General features: G+C 69.2%; 19 protein-coding genes. 13 read left to right on the forward strand and 6 right to left on the reverse strand.

Annotated features, from left to right (window positions below):
• Positions 1–84 precede the first annotated feature (84 nt).
• The 3 genes from PUT80_RS15330 to PUT80_RS15340 are packed head-to-tail and all read left to right on the forward strand — an operon-like array spanning position 85 to position 1,441.
• Positions 85–729, forward strand: a complete 645-nt coding sequence (locus tag PUT80_RS15330) for a DJ-1/PfpI family protein (protein ID WP_275292352.1) — start codon at positions 85–87, stop codon at positions 727–729.
• Positions 726–1,175 carry a hypothetical protein gene (locus PUT80_RS15335; RefSeq protein WP_275292353.1) on the forward strand — a complete coding sequence of 150 codons (450 nt, stop codon included), beginning with the start codon at positions 726–728 and terminating at the stop codon, positions 1,173–1,175. The genes PUT80_RS15330 and PUT80_RS15335 overlap by 4 nt, the downstream gene beginning before the upstream one ends.
• The gene (locus PUT80_RS15340; protein WP_275292354.1) at positions 1,172–1,441 is read left to right on the forward strand and encodes a hypothetical protein; all 270 of its coding nucleotides are present in this window, start codon (positions 1,172–1,174) and stop codon (positions 1,439–1,441) included. Before PUT80_RS15335 ends, PUT80_RS15340 begins: the two co-directional genes overlap by 4 nt.
• Here the strand turns inward: PUT80_RS15340 and PUT80_RS15345 are convergent.
• On the reverse strand, positions 1,413–4,073 hold the full coding sequence (locus PUT80_RS15345; RefSeq protein ID WP_275292355.1) for a LuxR family transcriptional regulator: 2,661 nt from the start codon (positions 4,071–4,073) through the stop codon (positions 1,413–1,415). The genes PUT80_RS15340 and PUT80_RS15345 overlap by 29 nt on opposite strands.
• A gap of 106 nt (positions 4,074–4,179) precedes the next feature.
• Here PUT80_RS15345 and PUT80_RS15350 point away from each other — a divergent pair, with 106 nt between their 5' ends.
• The 3 genes from PUT80_RS15350 (at position 4,180) to PUT80_RS15360 (ending at position 7,368) form a co-directional block, all read left to right on the forward strand.
• Positions 4,180–5,022, forward strand: coding sequence for an SDR family oxidoreductase (locus PUT80_RS15350; protein ID WP_275292356.1), 843 nt, complete (start codon positions 4,180–4,182; stop codon positions 5,020–5,022).
• A gap of 12 nt (positions 5,023–5,034) precedes the next feature.
• A complete protein-coding gene (locus PUT80_RS15355; protein ID WP_275292357.1) occupies positions 5,035–5,451 on the forward strand; it encodes a Dabb family protein in 417 nt (138 codons plus the stop codon).
• A 309-nt stretch (positions 5,452–5,760) separates the two neighbouring features.
• Positions 5,761–7,368, forward strand: a complete 1,608-nt coding sequence (locus PUT80_RS15360) for an ABC-F family ATP-binding cassette domain-containing protein (protein ID WP_275292358.1) — start codon at positions 5,761–5,763, stop codon at positions 7,366–7,368.
• Here PUT80_RS15360 and PUT80_RS15365 read toward each other — a convergent pair.
• The gene (locus PUT80_RS15365; RefSeq protein ID WP_275292359.1) at positions 7,352–8,647 is read right to left on the reverse strand and encodes an MFS transporter; all 1,296 of its coding nucleotides are present in this window, start codon (positions 8,645–8,647) and stop codon (positions 7,352–7,354) included. The two genes, PUT80_RS15360 and PUT80_RS15365, sit on opposite strands and share 17 nt — an antisense overlap.
• Positions 8,648–8,733: 86 nt before the next feature.
• Between PUT80_RS15365 and PUT80_RS15370 the strand changes: the two genes are divergently transcribed.
• Together PUT80_RS15370 and PUT80_RS15375 are read left to right on the forward strand one after the other, a co-directional pair.
• Positions 8,734–9,090 carry a helix-turn-helix domain-containing protein gene (locus PUT80_RS15370; protein WP_037817963.1) on the forward strand — a complete coding sequence of 119 codons (357 nt, stop codon included), beginning with the start codon at positions 8,734–8,736 and terminating at the stop codon, positions 9,088–9,090.
• A 21-nt stretch (positions 9,091–9,111) separates the two neighbouring features.
• Entirely contained in the window at positions 9,112–9,984 is an 873-nt protein-coding gene (locus PUT80_RS15375; protein ID WP_275292360.1) for a cyclase family protein, read from the forward strand.
• 51 nt (positions 9,985–10,035) lie between these two features.
• On the opposite strand, the gene PUT80_RS15380 is transcribed toward PUT80_RS15375, so the two are convergent.
• Complete coding sequence (locus PUT80_RS15380) at positions 10,036–14,025, reverse strand: trypsin-like peptidase domain-containing protein (RefSeq protein ID WP_275292362.1); 3,990 nt, start codon at positions 14,023–14,025, stop codon at positions 10,036–10,038.
• Positions 14,022–14,360 (reverse strand): CU044_2847 family protein, encoded by a 339-nt coding sequence (locus PUT80_RS15385; RefSeq protein ID WP_275292364.1) that lies wholly within the window; start codon positions 14,358–14,360, stop codon positions 14,022–14,024. Before PUT80_RS15385 ends, PUT80_RS15380 begins: the two co-directional genes overlap by 4 nt.
• Before the next feature lie 296 nt (positions 14,361–14,656).
• Here PUT80_RS15385 and PUT80_RS15390 point away from each other — a divergent pair, with 296 nt between their 5' ends.
• The 3 genes from PUT80_RS15390 (at position 14,657) to PUT80_RS15400 (ending at position 16,343) form a co-directional block, all read left to right on the forward strand.
• The gene (locus tag PUT80_RS15390) at positions 14,657–15,274 is read left to right on the forward strand and encodes a sigma-70 family RNA polymerase sigma factor (protein ID WP_275292366.1); all 618 of its coding nucleotides are present in this window, start codon (positions 14,657–14,659) and stop codon (positions 15,272–15,274) included.
• Positions 15,275–15,295: 21 nt separating this feature from the next.
• Positions 15,296–15,676, forward strand: coding sequence for a hypothetical protein (locus PUT80_RS15395; RefSeq protein ID WP_134664726.1), 381 nt, complete (start codon positions 15,296–15,298; stop codon positions 15,674–15,676).
• Positions 15,677–16,061: 385 nt separating this feature from the next.
• Positions 16,062–16,343, forward strand: a complete 282-nt coding sequence (locus PUT80_RS15400) for a hypothetical protein (RefSeq protein ID WP_275292368.1) — start codon at positions 16,062–16,064, stop codon at positions 16,341–16,343.
• Between the two features lie 8 nt (positions 16,344–16,351).
• Here PUT80_RS15400 and PUT80_RS15405 read toward each other — a convergent pair whose 3' ends face one another.
• Positions 16,352–17,266: a hypothetical protein gene (locus PUT80_RS15405; protein ID WP_275292370.1), complete on the reverse strand. Its 915-nt coding sequence runs from the start codon at positions 17,264–17,266 to the stop codon at positions 16,352–16,354.
• Positions 17,263–17,601 (reverse strand): helix-turn-helix transcriptional regulator, encoded by a 339-nt coding sequence (locus PUT80_RS15410; RefSeq protein WP_275292372.1) that lies wholly within the window; start codon positions 17,599–17,601, stop codon positions 17,263–17,265. Before PUT80_RS15410 ends, PUT80_RS15405 begins: the two co-directional genes overlap by 4 nt.
• Positions 17,602–17,690: 89 nt before the next feature.
• Here PUT80_RS15410 and PUT80_RS15415 point away from each other — a divergent pair, with 89 nt between their 5' ends.
• Both PUT80_RS15415 and PUT80_RS15425 read left to right on the forward strand, forming a co-directional pair.
• On the forward strand, positions 17,691–18,407 hold the full coding sequence (locus tag PUT80_RS15415; protein WP_238604756.1) for a TetR/AcrR family transcriptional regulator: 717 nt from the start codon (positions 17,691–17,693) through the stop codon (positions 18,405–18,407).
• 592 nt (positions 18,408–18,999) lie between these two features.
• Complete coding sequence (locus tag PUT80_RS15425) at positions 19,000–19,902, forward strand: NADP-dependent oxidoreductase (protein WP_275292377.1); 903 nt, start codon at positions 19,000–19,002, stop codon at positions 19,900–19,902.
• The last annotated feature ends 16 nt before the right edge of the window (positions 19,903–19,918 follow it).

A 19,918-nucleotide genomic window follows, 5' to 3' on the forward strand; every position in this document is an offset into this window, starting at 1 on the left:
GGTGGAAGCTGTCCAGATAGCCATTGTGGAGATCATCGCGGATGGCTTTCGATGGACGAAAGCGTCCATCGAAAGGAACCACCCATGCTGCGGGCCCAGTTCGTGCTCTTCGACGGGTTCGACCCGCTCGACGTCGTCGCTCCGTTCGAAGTGCTGTCGGCGAGCGGCAAACTCGCCGTCGAACTCGTGAGCGCGGACGGCCCCGGCGTCGTGCGCTCCGGCGTCACCGGGCTCACCCTCACCGCGACCGCCGCGTTCGACCCCGATGCGTCCGGCTACGTCGTCGTCCCCGGAGCCGCCGGCCCGGTGGACGAAGATCCCGACCCGAGCGTCGAGACCATCCCCGTCCTGCTGTCGCGCTTCGCTTCCGGAGACGCGATGCCGTTGCTGCGCCGCGCGTTCGCCAACCCGGACAGCACGGTCGTGACCATCTGTGGGGGTTCGCTCGCGCTGGCGATGGCGGGTTTGCTGGAAGGCCGCACCGCGACGACGCATGTGCTCGGCGTCGACCGGCTCGCGTCCATCGGTGTGAACGCGGTCCGCGCCCGCGTGGTCGACGACGGCGACCTCATCAGCGGCGGTGGCGTCACTTCCGGTCTCGACGTGGCGCTCTACGTGCTGGAGCGCGATTTTGGCTCGCACACCGCGCATGCGGTCGAGGAGCTTTTCGAATACGAACGCCGCGGCACCACCTGGGTCAGCGCGAGCGGTGTCGGTGAAGTCGCGTGAACGCTTTCCTGCTGTCGATTCACGTCCTGGCTGCCATTCTCGCCATCGGTCCGGTCGCCGTCGCCGCGAGTATGTTCCCGAGCGCGGCGCGGCTCGCCGCTGATGACCCGAAGAAAGCCGCGACGCTGCAGGTTCTGCACCGGACGACCCGCGTCTACGCGGCGATCGGGGTGTTAGTCCCGGTTTTCGGCCTCGCGACCGGCGCGCGGATGGGAGTGCTCGGGGATACCTGGCTGATTGTCTCGCTGCTTCTGACAGTCGTCGCCGCCGGGATTCTGGTCGCGCTTATCCTGCCCGGGCAGAAACGCGTTGTCGACGCACTCGGTGCCGATCAGCCGGTAACCGTTCGCTTGGGAATTACGACCGGCATTTTCAACCTGCTTTGGGCGGCAGTCGTCGTTTTGATGATCTACCGTCCCGGTTCGACGACGGGGGTGGGATTGTGAGCCCGAAGCGGATTCTGGAAATCATCGGCGCGGTGGAATTAACGACGCTTGTGCTGATGTTGGGAAACATCGTGACAGTGCACCAGCCGGAAGTCTCGCAGGTACTGGGCCCAGTGCACGGATTGGCTTACACGGCAACGGTGATCGCCGCGGTGCTGGTGATGGGCGGCCGTCATCGGGTATGGCTGCTGGCTTTGGTACCGGGAATCGGCGGGCTTTTGGCGTCCCGGGCTACGCCTAGTCCCGAAGATCAGGCATGTCCCTGAGCTGTCTCCGCGAAGTAATCCCGAGCTTGCGAAAGATGTTCCGCAGATGCGCGTCCACCGTCCGAGGGCTGAGGAACAGCCGCGTCGCCACCTCCTTCGACGTGGCTCCCGCGGCGACCTCGCGCGCGATGTGCATCTCCTGCATGGTCAAGCGGTCGTAGGTATGCGAGGAACGGTTGCGCGCGACCTCCCCGGTTGCGCGCAGCTCATCGGCAGCCCGTCGGGCGAACGCCTCCAACCCGATTTTCGACAGTTGCTCATGCGCCGCACGCAGTTGCTCGCGCGCATCTCGACGGCGTCCCGCGCGGCGCAGCCATTCCCCGTACCGCAGGTGCGCCCGCGCGACCTGCACGGAAAGCGGGCTGTCTGTGAGATATGACAGCGCCGCGACGTACTCGTCCTCCGCGTCGTTGACCATCGCCCGTGCGCTCGCCGCGATGCCGAGCGCGAAATTGGTGCCCGCGGGTTCCGTGCGCTCGACCAACGCGTCCATGGCGGACCGGGCGACGGCGTCCTCCCCGCATCGCACGGCGGCTTCGATTTGCTCGGGCAGCGCGATGCCGGTGAGGAAGAGGTCGCCGCTCGCGATCGTGTGTGTCGCGGCCTCGAGAGCGGCTGGGTACTCGCCGAGGCCGTTGTGCAGTACGGCCATCGCCCAGTGCGCGTTCGCGGTCAGCTGGCCGGTGCGTCGGCTCGTGGCCTCGGCGAACAGGTCGAGGACCTCCTGCCGGCGGCCGCGCATCGCCGCCAGGTGCATTCGCGGGTAGAGCTGCGGCGGATCGCCGAGCGCGTCGGCGATGGCTTCTTCCTCGGCGATCGCGGCCATCGCCTGTCCGAAGTTCCCGGTGAACACCGCGTAGAGCGCGGCCTGCGACAGGCCGAGCCGGACGGTCATCGGCGATCCGGTCGACTCCCCGGTCCGCGCCAGCCAGTCGACGATCGTCCGGTGCAGGTCGAGGTCCCACAGTTCGCCCGCGAGCACGGTGGCCAGTGCGGGCGTGCGCGTCCAGCCGTCGTCGTCGCCGGTGAGAGCCTGCCGGATCGCGGGCACCCCGGCGCGGTGGCCTTCGGTCGTCAGGCGCACGAGTGCGGTGAGAAGGTCCGGCGGCCCGGCCGGGGGAGCGGCGGCGAGCACCTGGTCCAGCACTCCGGCGGGCCTTCCGACGACGAGGCCCATCTCCAGCGCGGCCACCAGGAATTCGCGCGACCGTTCGGGATCGCTCCCGGCGAGCTGCTGCGCGGCCCGCAGGATGATCTCCGGACCGCGAACCGCCCCGTTCGGGCCCTGGACGAAGGCGATCTGCCCGCGCAGCAGATCGACGGAGGCGCGCTCGGGGAGAGCCAACGTCGAGGTGTCGATGCTGGTCAGAAGGTCGGCGGCGGCGTCGGTCCGGCCCGCCGCGAGCGTTGCCCGCGCGGCGGCGAGCGTGCGTTCGACCTGTTTGCCGTGGTCGAGCGACAGCGCGGCGGCCCGTTCGAGGAACGCCGCGGCGGCCGCTACGCCACCGCGGGCCTGCGCGCGCGACGCGGACACCTCCAGCTCCGCCGCGACCTCCTCGTCCGGCCCGGCGGTCGCCTGCGCGCGGTGCCACGCGCGGCGGTCGCCAGCGGTGTCCGGGTCGGTCGAGTCGGCTAGCGCCTGGTGCGCGGCTCGCCGTTGTTTTGGCTCAGCCGCGCGGTAAGCGGCCGAGCGCGCCAGCGGATGGCAGAACCGTGCGCGGGTGTCGAACTGGATCAGCCCGGAAGCCTCAGCCGCGGCGCTCGCGGCGGGCACGTCGAGGTCCAGCTGCCGGGCGGCCGCCCACAGCAGGCCCGGGTCGCCGGTGGGATCGGCACTGGCGAGGACCAGCAGCTCGCGCGCGTCCGGGGGCAGGTCCGCCATCCGGGAGAGGAAACTTCGCTCGATCCGGCTCGCGATCGGCGACGGCGTCGGCAGCGCGAACCCGCCGGCTTTCGGCAGCTCGATCAGGGCCAGCGGGTTGCCGCGGGCCTCGGCGAGCAGGCGATCGCGCACCCGCTCGTCCAGGGTCACGGTCTTCTCCCCGGCCAGCAGCTCGCGGGCGTGCGCGTCGCTGAGCCCGCCGACGGTCAGCCCGGGCAGTTCGTCGAGCCCGGGGACCGGCTCCTGGTCGCGGGCGGCGAAAACCATCGCGATCGGCTCCGCCGAGATGCGCCTGGCCAGGAACGTCAACGCGCGCGCCGAGGCGGGGTCCAGCCAGTGCGCGTCGTCGATCACGCACAGCAACGGACGTTCCGCCGCGGCCGTGGCCAGCAGTTCGAGGGCGGCGAGCCCGGCGCGGAACGGGTCCGGCGTGCCCTCGGCAAGGCCGAACGCCACGAGGAGCGAGTCGCGGTAAGGCGTCGAGAGGCTGTCGAGGTGGGCCAGCAGCGGAACGCACAGCTGGTGCAGCGCCGCGAACGGCATCTCTCCCTCGAACTCCGACCCGGACGCGCGGATGCGCTGAAACCCTTCCGCTGCGTGCTCGACGTAGCCCAGCAGCGCGCTCTTGCCGATGCCCGCCTCGCCGCGCAGCACGAGCACCCCGCCCTCGCCCCGCTCCGCCGCGCGGACCAGCGCGAGAAGGCGGTCGATCTCGTCGTGCCGGCCGATGAGGGAGGGCGTCGTGGGCATAGGCGAAACCTTAGGGGTAGGCGAAGTAGGCGATTGTCACCGACGCGAGCGGCGGGGCGTCCGAGCGAAGGTGGGAACAGGCCACCGGAGGAAAGGAAGTTCCACAATGGACACCGTGCTCGTCACCGGCGCGACCGGGACCGTCGGGTCCGCGCTGATTCCCGCTTTGCAAGCCCGCGGCAGCGCAGTCCGCGCCATGACCAGGGGACGTCCCGTCGACGGCGTCGAGACCGTCGTCGCCGACCTGCGCGACCCGGCCTCGCTCGCGGTGGCGCTGAAGGGGGTCGACGCGGTCTTCCTCAACAGCCCCTCCGCCCCCGACGCGGCTGAACTGCAGATTCAGTTCGCGAACCTGGCTCGCGACGCCGGTGTCAACCGGCTCGTGCTGCTCTCCCAGTACGCCGCCCGCGCCGATTCGCCGGTGCGTTTCCTGCGCTGGCACGCCGAGGTGGAGGCACACGTCGCGAAGCTCGGGCTCGACTACACCGTGCTCCGTCCCAACCTCTACCTGCAGGCGTTGCTCAACTTCTCCGCCACCATCGCGCAGGGCTTCATCGCCGCGCCCATCGGCGACGCGGCGGTCAGCGCCATCGACACCCGTGACATCTCAGCCGCCGCCGCTGCTGTATTGACCACTGACGGACACTCCGGCCGCACCTACACCCTCACCGGTCCGCGCGCGGTGACCCATGCCGAGATCGCCGACGCGCTCTCCGCCGTCAGCGGACGGGACATCGCCTTCCACGACGCATCCGCCGACCAGTTCGCCGCCGCGCTCAACGGTTTGCTCCCGTCGTGGCAGATCGGCGGTCTGGTCGAGGACTACGCCCACTACGCGCGCGGCGAGGCCGCCGAGGTGGACCCCGCCGTCGCCGACCTCACCGGACGCCCCGCCCGTGACCTCACCGACTTCGCGCTCGACTACTCCGCCGCGTTCGCGGCCCTCTGAAAGGAAATTCCGATGATCTACCACAGCATTCGCTTCACCCTCAAGCCCGAAGTCACCGCGGCGGAAAAGACCGAACTCGCCGCGACGATGCGCGAGCTGTTCGACCGGATCCCGGCGGTGAAGGCACGCGTCGTCGGCCCGGATTTCGGCGGGAAGTACGAACTGGGCGCCGTCCTGGTGATCGAGGACATCGCGGGGTACGCGGAGTACATGAACCACCCCGCGCACCTCGAACTGGACCGGGTGGGGCTGCCGCTGGTCGAGGAGTTCATGTCGTCCGACATCACCGACGACCCGGACCCGGAGACCGGCGCGAAGATCGCCGAGGTCCACCGGAGCCGGTTCGCGAACGTGCCGGACATCGCGGAGCTCATCTCCGGGCTCGCCGAGTACACCGGCAGCGCGGCGCCGGGGAAGCACGGCCACTGACGCCACGCGGGTACGTGAGGGGAATCCGGAGGGAAGCTGATTCCCGCAGGGTTCCCTTCACACACCGCGGAGCGTGAGCCGCGTTAATTCGCTGGCGCGGGGCCCGGCCCGCTGGGTAAGCTGTCGCCAGTTGTCGCCGTTCATCGGAGAGGTGCATTGATCTTCTGAGGTGTAAAGACACCGCGATCCCGGGCTCTTCCGCCCGTCGCGCGTCTGGCCTCGGATGACGGCACCCTGAAATCGCCTCCCCTGCCCGCGCCGCGGTGTCTCCACGTTCTTGCGTCCGCTTGCGAACGGGGAGTTACGCCTATGTCTTTTTCCATCGTGTGCTCGGAGCTCAGTTTCGCCTGGCCGGACGGCGAGGTCGTCTTCGACGGCTTCTCCGTCGCCATCGCTGAGGGCCGCACCGGATTGATCGGCCTGAACGGGTCCGGGAAATCCACCCTCCTGCGGCTGGTCGCCGGCGAACTGCGGCCGACCGCAGGCTCGATCAGCGTGTCCGGCGACCTCGGCTACCTGCCGCAAAACCTGATCCTCGCCGCCGAACGCCGCGTCGACGACGTGCTCGGCGTGGCGAAGGTCCGATCCGCGCTGGCCGCGATCGAACGCGGGGACGCCGCCGAACGCCATTTCGCGACCGTCGGCGACCAGTGGGACGTCGAGGAGCGCACCCGCGCGACGCTCGATCAGCTCGGCCTCTCGCACGTCGCCCTCGACGCGCGGGCGGGGGAGCTCTCCGGCGGCGAGCTGACCCTGCTCGGGCTTGCCGCGCAGCTCCTGCGGCAGCCGGACGTGCTCGTGCTCGACGAACCGACCAACAACCTGGACCTGCGGGCCCGGCGGCTGGTCGGCGAGGCGGTCCGGGCGTGGAAAGGCGTGCTGGTGCTGGTATCTCACGATCGCGAGCTGCTGCGCCACGTCGACCGGATCGGAGATCTGCGGTCCGGGGAGGTGACGTTCTACGGCGGCAATCTGGAGGATTACGATGCGGCGGTGGCCGTCCAGCAGGAGGCGGCTTCGCGGATGCTGCGGGCTGCGGAGTCGGATCTCAAACGGCAGCAGCGCGAGCTGATCGAGGCGCGGACGAAGCTGGACCGGCGGGCCCGGTACGGCCGGAAACAGTGGGAGAACAAGCGCGAGCCCAAAGTGCGGATGCGCAAACGCCAGGAGGACGCGGAAATCGCCGCGGGCAAGCACCGCACGATGCACCTCGACAAGGTGGCGGAGGCCAAGGACCGGGTGAAGGAAGCGGAGGAGGCGATCCGCGCCGACGACGAGATCCGGATCGATCTGCCGGAAACCTCGGTGCCGTCCGGGAAAGAAGTGCTCACTCTGTCCGATGTGGAGCTTCGGAACGGGCTCGCGGTGAACCTCGCCGTGCGCGGGCCGGAGCGGATCGCGCTGGTCGGGCCGAACGGTTCCGGCAAGACCACGTTGCTGCAGACGATCACCGGGGCGATCGAGCCGCGGTCGGGGACTGTCAAGCTGCCGGTGCCGGTGCGCTGGTTGCCGCAACGCCTCGATCTGCTCGACGACACGCTGTCAGCCGCGCAGAACGTGGCCCGGGCGGCGCCTTCCGCGTCGAACAACGAGATCCGCGCTCAGCTCGCACGGTTCCTGGTGCGCGGCAGCCGGGCGGATCAACCGGCCGGGAGCCTATCCGGAGGGGAGCGTTTCCGGGCCACGCTGGCGACGTTGCTGCTGGCGGAACCTGCGCCGCAACTGCTGTTGCTGGACGAGCCCACGAACAATCTGGACCTGGCGAGCGTTCGGCAGTTGTCGCAGGCGCTGAAGTCGTACGCGGGCGCGCTGATCGTGGTCAGCCACGATCTCCCGTTCCTGCGCACCATCGGGGCGACGAGGTGGGTGGAGCTCGGGTCCACAGTGGAGGAAACGGTGGTCAGCGGATCGCGGTGAGGAGCGTGACTGCTCCCGCCGCGATCAACGCGGCGGCGAATCCCGTTCCGCCGCCGAGATTGGCGATGGTGCTGAACACCGCGACCCCGCCGCCCGCGCCGATGGCGAAACCCATCTCCTGCGTCGCCCCGGCCGCGCCCGCGTGCTCGGCGGTCGCGGCCTCGAACAGGGCGGTGGTCGCCAAGGTGCCGATCGCGCCATAGCCGAACCCGACCAGTGCGACCGGAAACACCGTGTGACTCAACGGGATCGCGGCGAGCCCGACAGCTTGGATCACTAGCGCAATGGACGTGGATGTCCGGCTGCGCAGCCAGTTCACACTGAATGGTGCGACCAAGCCGCCGACCGCGGTAGCCACGGCTTGCGGAGCGAGTGCGAAACCTGCCTCGATCGGCGTTTGCCCTTGCGTGTGCTGGAGTTCGAGGCTGACGAGGTAGAGGCAGGCGGCGGCGGTCGCGGCGGAAACGACGATCCGCGCGAACGCCGACGCGAAACCCGGCCGCAGGAACAACCGGACCTGCAACAACGGTTGCCGAAGCCGAAGTTGCCTGCGCACGAACACCATCCCGGCAACTACACCAGCCGCAATGAACACCATCCCGCGCAGTGGTGCGACGGTGATGTCCTGCAGCCCGTACACAATCCCGCCGATCGCCGCCACCGACCACAGCAGGCTCGGAATCTCCCACCCGGCAGCCGACTGCCCGACCGATTCGGGCAGCAACCAGACCGCCAACGCGAGCGTGAGCACCGCGAGCGGCACCAGCGCGAGGAAAACCCAGCGCCAGCCCGGCCCTTCCGTGAGCAATCCGCCGACGACCGGTCCCAGCGCGTTGCCCGTTCCCAGCACGGTGACCCACATCCCGTTGGCGAACGCGAGATCCCGCCCGGAAAAGAGCGACCCGATCGTGCCAACTACCCCGGCCAGAATCAACGCGCTGGCCACCCCGAGCAATCCGCGGCACACAATGAGCAAGACCGAACTGGTGGTGGCTGCGGCCACGGCGTTCAGCGCCGCCAACGCGCTCACCCCGAGCAGCAGCACGCGCTTCCGCCCGTAGCGGTCGCCCGCCCGAGCCGCCCCGACCATCGCGACTGCCAGCGCGAGCGGGTACACGTCGACGATCCACGCCCGCGCCGACGCCGACACCCGCAGTTCGTCCGCGATCCGCGGCAGTGCCGTGTTGACCATGCCGAGGGCGAGACTTCCGCCGAGAACCCCAGCCAGCAACGGAATCAGCACGAGCCCGCGCCGCGGCTCCACCCGGGTCAACGCCATGCGACGATCCTGTCCGGACACCCCCGCGATCGACAAGTACGGACTTTGCCGTCCAGTACTGACCGAATGGATAGTGAGGAGGCCGGATGCGCCCGCAAACGGAAAAGGCCGTACGAGCGTGGCGAACGAGCTGCGCCGCCGAGATCACGACGATGGTGCTGGGCGGCGCGTGGAAGCCGAGCATCCTGCACGCACTGGCCGAACACGGCGTGCTGCGCTTCGGGGAACTCTCGCGCCTGCTGTCAGATCTCACCGACCGCGTCCTGACGCGCCAACTCCGCGAACTGGAAGCCGACGGTCTGCTGCGCCGCGTCGTGTACCCGCAGGTGCCGCCGAAGGTGGAATACAGCCTGACGGACCTGGGCGAGAACGCGCAGGAGGTGCTGAACGCAATGGCGGCGTGGGGCCGTTCCTACGCCTCGTACGCGGTCGAGCAGCAGTAGTTTCTCCGTACGATCACGACCATGAGCGAGCGGAACGACCTGCCGAGCAACTGGGGCCGCTGGGGCTCCGACGACGAACTCGGCACGCTGAACCTGATCACCGACGAGGTCCGCGAACGAGCCGCGCGCGAGGTGCGCACCGGACGTTCGGTGTCCTTGGCGGTGCCGATCAAGCCGGCCCCGGTGCTGAGCGGTCCCTTCCCGCCGCGGACCGCCGAGGAATCCCCGGTCCAGCAGATGATGCTGTACACCGGAAGCCCCGCGATCGCGTACGCGGACGCCCTGACCGTGACGAACCACCACACGCTGTCCACGCATCTGGACGCGCTGGCGCACATCCCGCAGGCCGGCCAGGTGTATCCGGGCCGCCCGGCGAACGAGAGCGTCACGATGGGCGGCGTCGTGCACGGCTCCACCACCGCGTTCGCCGAAGGCATCGTGACCAGGGGAATCCTGCTCGATTTCGGCGCCGACGGTCCGGTTCCCGCCGACCGCGCGCTCACCGCGCAGGACCTCGAGGCCGCGGAGGAACGGTTCAACGTCCACGTCGAACCGGGTGACGCCCTCGTCGCGCGGTTCGGCTGGGTGCGGACCCGGTACCGCGGCAACCCCATGCCCGGCATGAGCCTCGACGCGGCGCCGTGGATGCACGACCGCGGGGTGTCTCTGTACGCCGGGGATCTCTCGGACGCCTACCCGCCGGTGTGCTCGCCTCCCGCGATGCACGGGGTCGCCCTCCCTCGGCTGGGGATGCCGTTGATCGACGCGGTGGACGCCGACGACCTGGCCGCGGTGTGCGCGGAGCTGGGGCGGTACAGCTTCCTGTTCGTCGCGGCTCCGCCCCGGATCCTCGGGCTGACGGGGGTGCCGGTCAATCCGGTCGCGGTGTTCTGAGCGGTTTCGCGGTGCCTCGACGGCCGGGATTGAGTGGCTGGAAGGGCAGTCTTAGGCGCACGGCCGGCTTTGCTCCGCACCTGCGGGCAGAAGGGTCTTCTCGGCCGGGGTGAAGTCCCGGTCGTTGATGCCGCAGAGGTGCCGCATCCAGGCGGCGCCGTCGAGCGGGACCGACGGCCGCGGGCCCGGTCTGGTGTCGAGCACCAGGTTTCCGTTCTCGACGGCCCGGTTGAGCGATCCGTCGCCGAGTTGGATGTCGGTGACCAGCTTGTGGTCGGGCCAGTGCCACACCTGGAAGTCCAGGGTGGCTTCGCCGAACAGGTAGTCGCCGTCGATGCCGTACAGGGTGTTCATCGACGCGGGCATCGTCGGCAGCATCCGGTTCGCGTTGAGGTCGAGCAGGACCACGCCGCTGACCACCCCGTTGACCATGGCCGCGAACGAGCCGGTGGGGTCGATGGCCGGGGCGCCCGGGAAGAAGTCCGAGCGGAACGTCTCGATCGCTTTCCGGCTCGGGAGATCCCACACCGCGGCCGTTTTCCCGCCGTAGACGAAGATCTGCCCGGGATGTCCTGGTCTCGCCTTCGCCTTGGCGACATCGGCTTGCGTGGTCAGCGGCAGCGGCGGCGCGGTCTGCTGCCCGGTGGCCGGATCCCAGAACGTGACAGTTTTCGCATGCAGGACGACCACGCTCTGTCCTGGGACGGCGATGATCGTGCCGTCGTCGTTCGGGTCCGGGTCGCCAGGAAGCGGCGCTTCGTGTTCGAGGACGAGGTCGTCCGCCCGGTAGGTCCGCAGTGTGCCGTCCTCGCTGACGGCCAGGACGTGTTTTCCGCTCGGGTCAAAGGAAAGCGCGGTCGGCGCGGGCACTGAGACCTGCTTCAGCACCTGCTGATGCGCGTCCAGGAGGGCGAGTTCTCCGGCGTCGGTGCGGGCTGCCCACTGCCGGCCGTCCGGCGACCGGGCGGACGGGTTCCACGAGGTGGCGTTGGCGGGTTTGGCGTCCGTCGTGGGCACGGCGCTGAGCTGCATCGTCCCGTTCCGGACGGTCAGCGCGGTCAACCGGCCGTCCGCGGCGGGGAGGAGGACCGGGGCCGGCGAGGTGTGCGCGGTTGCCCAATTGACCGTCACCGAGGGATCGGCGAACAAGTACCGCTTTCCGTCCGCCCAGTGCACGGCCCCGAGCGGTCCTGCTCCGGGTTTGTTCAGCAGAAGGAACTGCCCGGTGACGTCGATGTCCATTCCGGAGCAGTCGACGCCGTTCGCCAGCTGTCCCGACCGGGTGCCGGAAACGTCCAGGAAGGTGACTGTTTCGCCGTCGCAGGCGGCGAGCTTCCGGCCGTGGCCGACGAGAACGCCCTGGCCGAGCGAGCGGATCAGCGCGCCGGTCGCGGCGTCGCGCACCACTGCCTGGTTCTTGGCGTGGGGGTCGCTAGGCTGCTCGAACAGGACGACCTGGCGTCCGTCGTCGGTCGGGTACACCGTGTTCACCATGCCCGTCGCCAGGCTGGCTGGCAGCGAGGTCGAGGTCGCGTGGCGGGTGTGGAGATCCCAGACCTGGAGGAGGCGGGGCCGGGCAGTCTCGTTGGGCACTCCCACGAGGTACCGGCCGTTCGCGCTGAACGCCACGGATTCGAACGCTGTCGCGTCGCCAGCCCGGAGGACGACCGGCGGGGCGGAGCCGTCCAGGTCCCAGATCTTGACCCCGGGCTCGTTCCCGGACTCGGCGAGCAGCCTGCCGTCCGGGCTCAGTTCCAGGGAGGAGGTGGGGTTGACGGCGAGTGCGCGCGACTGGGGCGCGGGTCCGGGCAGCCCTTGCCAGAGCGTGACCGGCGTTGTGGGATCGGCGGATTTGATGATCATGCGCTGACCGTCCGCAGTGGACACGATCCGGTCCGTCGCCGCGATGTGCTGCGGCGGAAGGATCCGGTCGATCCCCCGCCAATAGAGCTCCTGCTGCAGCAGCGCGCCATAAGCCTCGCTGCTGTGCGGATTTTCCCGCCACGCCGCCTGTGCCATCTGCAATGCCGACGTGTCCTGCCCGTTCGCGTCGCGCAAGGATTCCTGAGCCAGCAGGATGGCGTTGGCGGTGTGCAGATTGTCGTTGATGGTCGCCTGATTGCGCAGTACCACGACGGTGAGCACGCTCGCGGCCAGTGCCAAGGTGAGTGCGACGGCGGTGACGATGCGCCAGCGCCGGATGCCGCGTCGTTCGGCGGCGTAGCTGCGCTCGATGTATTCCTTGTGCGGCGCGGCGATATCCGACCCGCGCTGGGCGAGCCATTGCCGGGCAGTGGCGAGCGCCGCGCCGCGCAGCAGGCCGCCGTGGTCCCGGTCGGACTGCTCCCACTGGTCGATGTCCTGCCGCAGGTCCGCTTGCCAGACCAGGAAATCCCGGTCTTCGGCGAGCCAGTCCCGCAATTGGGGCCAGTAGTCGATCAACGCCTGGTGGACGAGGTCCGCGCGCTGGTCGTCGTCGAGCACTACGAGGCGGCGGGCGGCGAGTTCGTGCGCGATGTCCCGCAGGTCCGGCCCGAGTTCGCCGAGCCGGACCGAACGCCGCGCGAATCCCGCGTCGCCGTCCGGTCTCGCGAGCTGGACGAGCAGCCTGCGCGCAGCGTCCTTTTCGGACGGACGCAGGGCTTCGAGCGCTTCGTCGGCGGCCTGGCCCAGTGCGCCGGGCACCCGGCCGAGCTTTTCGTAAGCCGCGTGGGTGAGCCAGCCGCCGTGCCGTTGCTGCCAAAGCCGTTCCAGCACCAGGGAAACCAGCGGCAGCGTGCCGGGCTGGTCCATCGCGTCGTCGAGGATGCGCGGCACCAGGCCGGATTCGAAGGCGAGACCGCCGACCTCGGCGGCCGGTCCGGTGATCGCCTCGGACAGCTCGTCGCGGGACATCGGCTGCAGGAAGCGGACAGCCTTGTTGAGCCGGTCCGCGGTTTCGCGGGTGATGAGCGAGTCGAGCGACCGGGCGCGCAAGGTGAGCACGACCCGCAGCGGGGCCGGTTCGCCCGGTGCCCGTCGTTGCGACGCGATCATCCGGGTGAGCAGTTCGAGCAACCGGCGCGCGCCCTCGCGGTCCGCGACGACGATCTCCTCGAACTGGTCCACGAAAAGCACCGCGGCTCCGTCGGGGACGAGCGCGTTCGCCGCTGCCACCGGGTCTTCGACCGGCTGCCCGATCGCGGCGGCGAACATGGCGACCGGTTCGGTCCCGGTGTTCGGGCGGATGTCGAGCACCCGCGCGCCCGCGGCGCGGAGGCGGGGCAGCAGACCGGCGCGGACCAGCGACGACTTGCCCGAACCGGACGGACCGGCCACGACGACGAGGTCTTGCCGGGCGGCTTGTTCGGTCAGCTCGGCCAGTTCGGCGTCGCGGCCGTGGAACAGCGCGGCGTCTCGCTCTTCGAGAGGTTTCAGTCCCCGGTAAGGGTTTTCCGCCGCGACGGTCCAGGCGTCGCCGAGCGCGGTGGTGGGGATGAGGTGCGCGGTGGTGTCGTGGCGGTTGGCCCGGGTGACGACCATGCCGACGACGCCGTTCGCGTCGTCGTCCCACACCGGCGCGCCGCTGAACCCGGGCTCGATGCGCCACTGCCGCGCGTCGGTCTCGATCTGGATCCGGCCGGTGCCCTGCGCGCCGAGCAGCCTGCCCTCGATCCAGATCCCGGCGTCCTGGTCGGACGGGAACCCGAACGTGCGGAACGAATGCCCGCGGACGTCGTCGGTGATCCGCGAAGGAGCGGGCAGCGCGCCGGAGGGGGCGGGCTCTTCCAGTTGGAGCACCGCGACGTCGCCCGCCCCGTCGCCGCTGTCCGGCTGCCAGTCGACCACGCGCGCGGGAATCGGGGAACCCGTTGCCAGCAGGGGAAACTCGACCTGCACGAGCCCGTCCGGGCGCTTGGCGTCCCCGAGTTCGCCGAGCGCCGCGGCCACCACGTGCGCACACGTGGCGACCCGGCCGGGAGCCACCAGGAACCCGGCCCCGGCGACCCCGGCCGCCCCGCTGATCCGGACGACGGCCGCGACGAGCGGATCAGCGCTCATGACGACGGCGCGGTCCACTCCATGCTGACCGTGAAATTCGCTTCGCCCGCGGTTTTGGCGATCGCCAGGTTCGCCTCGCCGGTGACCTTGATGCCGAACTGCAGGCTGATCTTGGACGGCCGCTGCTCCATCGCCCGGAACTCGGCGAGCACGGCCTCGGCCGCGGGCCGGATCCGCTGGAGCGCCTCCTGGACCGACTCGGAAGCCTGCTCGATCGACGGACCCCGGCCGACCGGCTGGTTCCCCCTGGCGGCCCGGCTCACGCCGTCAGCGGCATCGGTTTCGAAAAGAATGGCGTCGCCGCCGCCGACCGGCATGCTGACCCACTGCGTCATGGCCTCGGTACCCCTTCGGACCCGCGATCGCTTCGTGCCGGTCAGTCAATCACAACGGCCGGGGCGGGGAGGGCGGAATCGCGGAATCCGGTGCCTGGCATCGCCCCGCGCGTGCGCTCACGACAGTGCTCTCACTCCGGACCATTCGCGAGAAGGGCTTGCGCTTGGTGACTCGCGAGGTCACCCGATCGGACGCGGGGCTCGGAGGTGAAGATCGCCGGGTCCCCAGACGTTAGGGAGTCGAGGAGCTCATTGCCTCCCCGCCCGTCACCCGGGCGGGTGGGCCAGTTCCGCGAGTGAGGAGTTCGCCGGTGATGAGTTGTGCCGGTGGTGAGCCTGGAGAATTCCCGTGCCACGGGTCTCCGGGGGTCTGGTCGTGCCGTCCGTCCGCCCTGTGCGGCGGCAAGAGCGACCGGACGAGGGTCCGCGAAGCGTTCGATGCGTTCATTGACGAGGCCTATGACGCAGCACTGGCTGCTGCGAAGAGGTTCACGGAAGGGGACACGGCACTCGCGCAGGACCTGGTTCAGGACGCGTTCGTCAAGATGTGGTCGATCGTCCTGACCGGGACCGCGGAAGTGACGTGGAGCATCGGGTTCGCGGTGACGGTGGTCAGGAATCTGTTTCTCGACCATCGGCGGCGCCAGGTTCGGGAGCGCAAGCTGATCGCCCGGGCGGCGCGGCCGGAGGCCGCGATGCTGGATCCGGACCAGCGGACTATCGATCGTGCTGTGGTGCTGGAGTTTCTCCGGCGCCTCCCCGACCGGCACCGGGAGATTTTCTTCCTGAGCGAGGTCGGCGGCTTCAAGGCGGCGGAAGTCGCCGAATTGCTGAAGCTGGCTCCGGGCACGGTCAGCAATTACCTGTCGAGCGCCAGGAAGCAGTTGCGGATGCTGGCATCCGGCCTGGCATGAAGGAAGAGAAGGGGTGATGCTGTGGGCGTAGGCTTCGGCTACGACCACGTTGACGCCCCGGCTCGGCAAGATCAGCTGGCAAAGAACGCGCACCTGCGCAGCATTCGCGCCGCACTGGATTCAGCGGATTCGAATGCCGCGCAGGTGCGCGGCGCCGGCGGGACGGCCTTCCCGGGCGATCCCGCCGGCGCTTGCTCGCTTGATCAAGGCAGATGGCCTTACGCCGAACTGGCCTGCTCCTTGCGGGAGGCCGGCAGAGGACGAGGCGATGCGGCCCGCCGAGTCGCGGAGTTGCTGGAACTGTTGGAACTACCCGAGGACGCGGCCGTGTGGTGGCACCGTGCTGCCGAGTCCGGAGACCGGGACGCGGCGATGTATGTCGCTGCTCTCGACGCTTCCTAACTCGCTGATCGGGTCCGCGTAGCGGACAGCGCAAGGCTCCTCGTGTCCGAGAAACGGAACTGCCTATGCCGGGTGTACGGCGGTTCCTCGCCAGGAAAGGAAAAAATGATAGCCCGTTCGGAATCAGTAGTGCTGCTGCTGCGGGTATCAGCAGCATTGGCACTGTTGACGGTTGCTGTGACGAGGGCGGGGGGCCTCGCCTCGGTATTCCGGCGGATCGCCGTCGACATATCGTGTTGATGTCGTCGGCATGACAGGTGCGGCCCCCGGGAGTCGGAGACTCCGGGGGGCCGCATCCGCCGCACAGGTCTGGCTGAAATGAGATCGGCGGTTCCCCATTCGTTCGGTAGCTGTCAAAGGCACCGACCCCGGAGGAGTCCCGACTATGCCGACCGAGCGCCGTATCGCAGAGGAGAGGGACGGCCGGCCGACGCACAACTGGGCGAGCACGGTCGACGGCTGGGTACGTGATCCGGCGATCCGGCGGCACGCATTGCTCGCCCTTGCGATGGTGCTGGTGACGGCTCTGGTCGCGGTCGGCATCATTACTGGCGTGGCAGGCCAGTTCGCCGCCGTGCTCCTGCGCCATCATCTTGTTCTCTGGCTGGGCGGCGCTGGTGTTGGCGGCGCTGGGTGGTGGATCCGCCGTACTCGCCGGGCCAGGTGAGCGCTGGTTCAGTTCCGGTTCGGGCGGGAATTCCGGTCGAAACGATGAAGCAGGACGCCGAATCCGAAGGTGACGACTACCGGTGTGGCGTAAAGGACGAGCGGCAGAACCGCGTAAACGTCCAGGTATCCGAGCAACCGCGCCACGACCGGTACCACGACAAGCGGCGCAAGAAGGACCAAAGCGGCACGACGCCCACTTCGGGTGCGGAGGCGGCAAGCGGCGAAGACACCGATCACGAGCACCACTAGTTGCACCAATTGGGCGAGTGGCAGATGCATTCCGCGAGCGGTTGTCGTAAGCGCAAGCAGCACAACGACCGTGCCGACGAGGATGGACAGTCGCAAGCGGCCTAGTAAAGCCAAGCCATGGCGCGGCCCCGGGGACGCAGTCATCGCGAGGGCCGCGAAAACGCTGAGCAGCACCCAGCCGGGAGTCACGTCCACCGACCAATGCCGGGCGGGGTCGAGGATTGTGACAGTGATCAAGGCGGCATTAGCCGCCCACGCGAGGATCACCGAGGCGCGACGCATCCCCCACACGCCGAGCGCGACGGCGGCCAGCCAAGCCGACCACACCGGGACGTCGGCGAGCGCTCCCAGCCACATCCGCAGCGGCCACCCGTCCAGCCGGGCCACGCTCCGGATCTCGCGGACGGTGGAGGCGGCTCCGGTCAGCAACAGCACCGGTGCCAGCAGGCTGACTATCGCCAACGTGTCTCGCCGGGAGTGCCCGCGCAAAGCGTGTCGCCAGTGGACTTGGACGGCACCCCAGACGAGGTCGAACGTTTCGGCAACCCCTGGCGTGCTTCGGTTTTCGGCACCGTCGAGCAGTACTCCCAGCATTTCTTCGCCGTGCGCGGCTCGGTGCGCGCGCGGGTACAAAGCCAGCAGCCGTCGGTAGCGTCGCTCCAGGTCGCTCACGCCAGTCCTCCTGCGCTGCGGAGCTGAAGCCGTTGTTCGGCAGCAGTCGTGTGACGTTGCCGTCGCTGAACTTCCGCGGCCAGCCGCGCGGCGCCCGGTTCGGTCAGGCGGTAGTAGCGGCGCAGCCTGCTGTCCACGACTTCCTCGCGATCCACTTCCACCCAGCCTTCCGCGTGAAGCCGGTCCAGCGCGGCGTACAAGGTGCCTGCTCGCAGCTTGACCTGGCCGTCGGAGATCGTTTCGACATCGCGCAGCACGCCGTACCCGTGCTGCGGCTGGGCAGCTAGCGCGGTGAGCACCAAGAAGGTCGGCTCGCGCAGGGCTGTGTCACTCATGACGGGAGCATATACCGATGATCTGCATATGGCGAGCAAGTCAGGCGAACAGTGTTCGGCGAACGAACACTCCGGGATAAAGTGCACCGGTGGACCCCAAAGAGCGGCGCGCAGCACGGCACCAGCCACCGAAACCCGGAGCCAGCACGAAACCCCGGCGGCGCACGGTGCCGATCACTGTCGAGCAGGTCGTCGACGCCGCGTTGGAGATCATCGCCACCGAGGGGTACGAGGCGTTGTCCATGCGCCGGGTGGCCGACGCGCTGAACACCGGTCCCGCCTCGCTTTACGCGCACGTCGTCAACAAGACCGACCTCGACGAGCTGCTCATCGCGCGGCTGTGCACGAGAATTGTCCTGCCGGAGCCGGACGCCGCGAACTGGCGTGAGCAGATCCGCGACGTGTGCGTCCAGCTGCGCGACCTCTACCTGGCCTACCCCGGGATCTCCGGTGCCGCGTTCGCGGTGGCACCCACCGACCTCGACACCGCGCGGCTCAACGAGGGGATGCTGGCGATCCTGTTGAACGGGGGCGTCCCGGCGCAGGCTGCGGCGTGGGGTGTGGATTCCCTGCTGCTCTACGTGGCCGCCTACTGCCTCGAGACCTCGATCGTGCGCCGGCGGGTGGCGGAGAAGGACGCCGTGTGGGTCGTCGGACGGGACGAGATGCAGCGGCGGCTCGCTTCGCTGCCCGCGGAGGATTTTCCTTACACCGCAAGCCATGCCGTCGAGTTGACGGCGGGTGAGGGTCATGACCGGTTCGACTTCACGCTGGAAGTGATGATCGACGGTTTGGCGCGTCGCTAGGCGATTGGTCGCGGGCCGGGTTTGCCGTCCGTGAAGGACTCCTCGAGGGAATCAGATTCCCTCAAGGAGTCCTTCACGGACCTGTCTGCATGGTCCAACGGGAGCTGACCGGGTCGGGGAACCGTCCTGGCGGGGTTCTCCGCGCGTTGACAAGAACACTGTTCGTTGATAGAACGGTGTTCGTGGAAGTATGGACAGAGCGGCCGGTGGCGAAGACCTCGCACGGCCAGGTGCGCGGGACCCCCTCGGGCTTCCGCGGCATTCCCTTCGCCGCGGTGCCCGTGGGTGCCCTGGCACCTCAGCCGCCTCGTACCTGGGAGTACGTACTTGACGCCGGGGAATTTCGGACGGATTCCGGCCCAGGCGTCCTCGTCCGCGATCGGGCCTCGGCAACCTGACCGGTCCGCAGGTCGGGAAATCGCTGGGGCCGCAACCGAATGCCGAACTCGCCGCGCTCTGGGCGGCGATGAGAACGGCGCGGACCCGACGTGCGGCCTTGTCCGGAGCAACTGTCCGCACACCGGTGGGCCGGTCACGGCTTCCCGTGCCTGCCTCTTCGATCTTCGGCCTCGAGCCGGGAAGGGATTGCCTCATGAAATCGGTCCGGTTCAGCACCTTCGGCGGCCCGGAAGTCCTCGAACTCGCCGACGTCCCGGATCCGCATCCGGGCCCCGGCGAAGTCCGGATCTCGGTGCGTGCCGCGGGGATCAACGCGAGCGACTGGAAGAAACGCCAGGGCCTGATGGATCAGGAACTCCCGCAGACGATGGGACACGAGGCGGCGGGCGTCGTGGACGAACTCGGCGAGGGCGTCACGGAGGTCGCGCTCGGCGACCGCGTGTTCGGATTCTCCGCTTCCGGTGGCGCACAAGCGGAATCGACCGTGCTGTCCTGCTACGCGCCCATCCCGCCGTCGCTCAGTTTCGCCGAGGCGGCTGCCTTGCCCGCCGCGGCGGAGACGGCCGCGCGTGCGCTCGATCAACTCGGCGTCGAGAGCGGCGCCACGGTGCTCGTCAACGGTGCTTCCGGCAGCGTCGGCGCTGCTGCGGTTCAGCTCGCCGTGGCTCGGGGCGCGCGGGTGATCGGCACGGGAAGCCTTGTCACGCATGACTTTCTGCGCTCGCTCGGTGCCGAGCCCATCGCCTATGGACCTGGTATGTCAGACCGGGTCCGTGCGCTCGCACCCGACGGCGTCGACCTGGCGCTGGACGTCGCCGGAAGCGGTGTCCTGCTGGAGTTGATCCAGCTCGCGGGCGGTCCGGAGCACGTCATCACGGTCGCCGACTTCGCCGGTGCCCAGCAGCACGGCGTGCGCTTCAGCCGCGGCGACGGCGGGCACGCGCTGTACGTGCTATCTCAACTCGGCGACCTGGTGGAAGCCGGAAAATTCACCCTGCCCGTCGGGCAGACGTTCCCGATGGCCGACGTCGCGGAAGCGCACCGCGTCGGCGAATCGGGCCGGGTACGCGGAAAACTCGTCCTCCTGCCCGGCTGACGGGCCAACTCAATCG

Origin of the sequence: Amycolatopsis sp. La24, assembly GCF_029087445.1 — a bacterium.
Classification (GTDB): Bacteria; Actinomycetota; Actinomycetes; order Mycobacteriales; family Pseudonocardiaceae; genus Amycolatopsis; species Amycolatopsis nivea.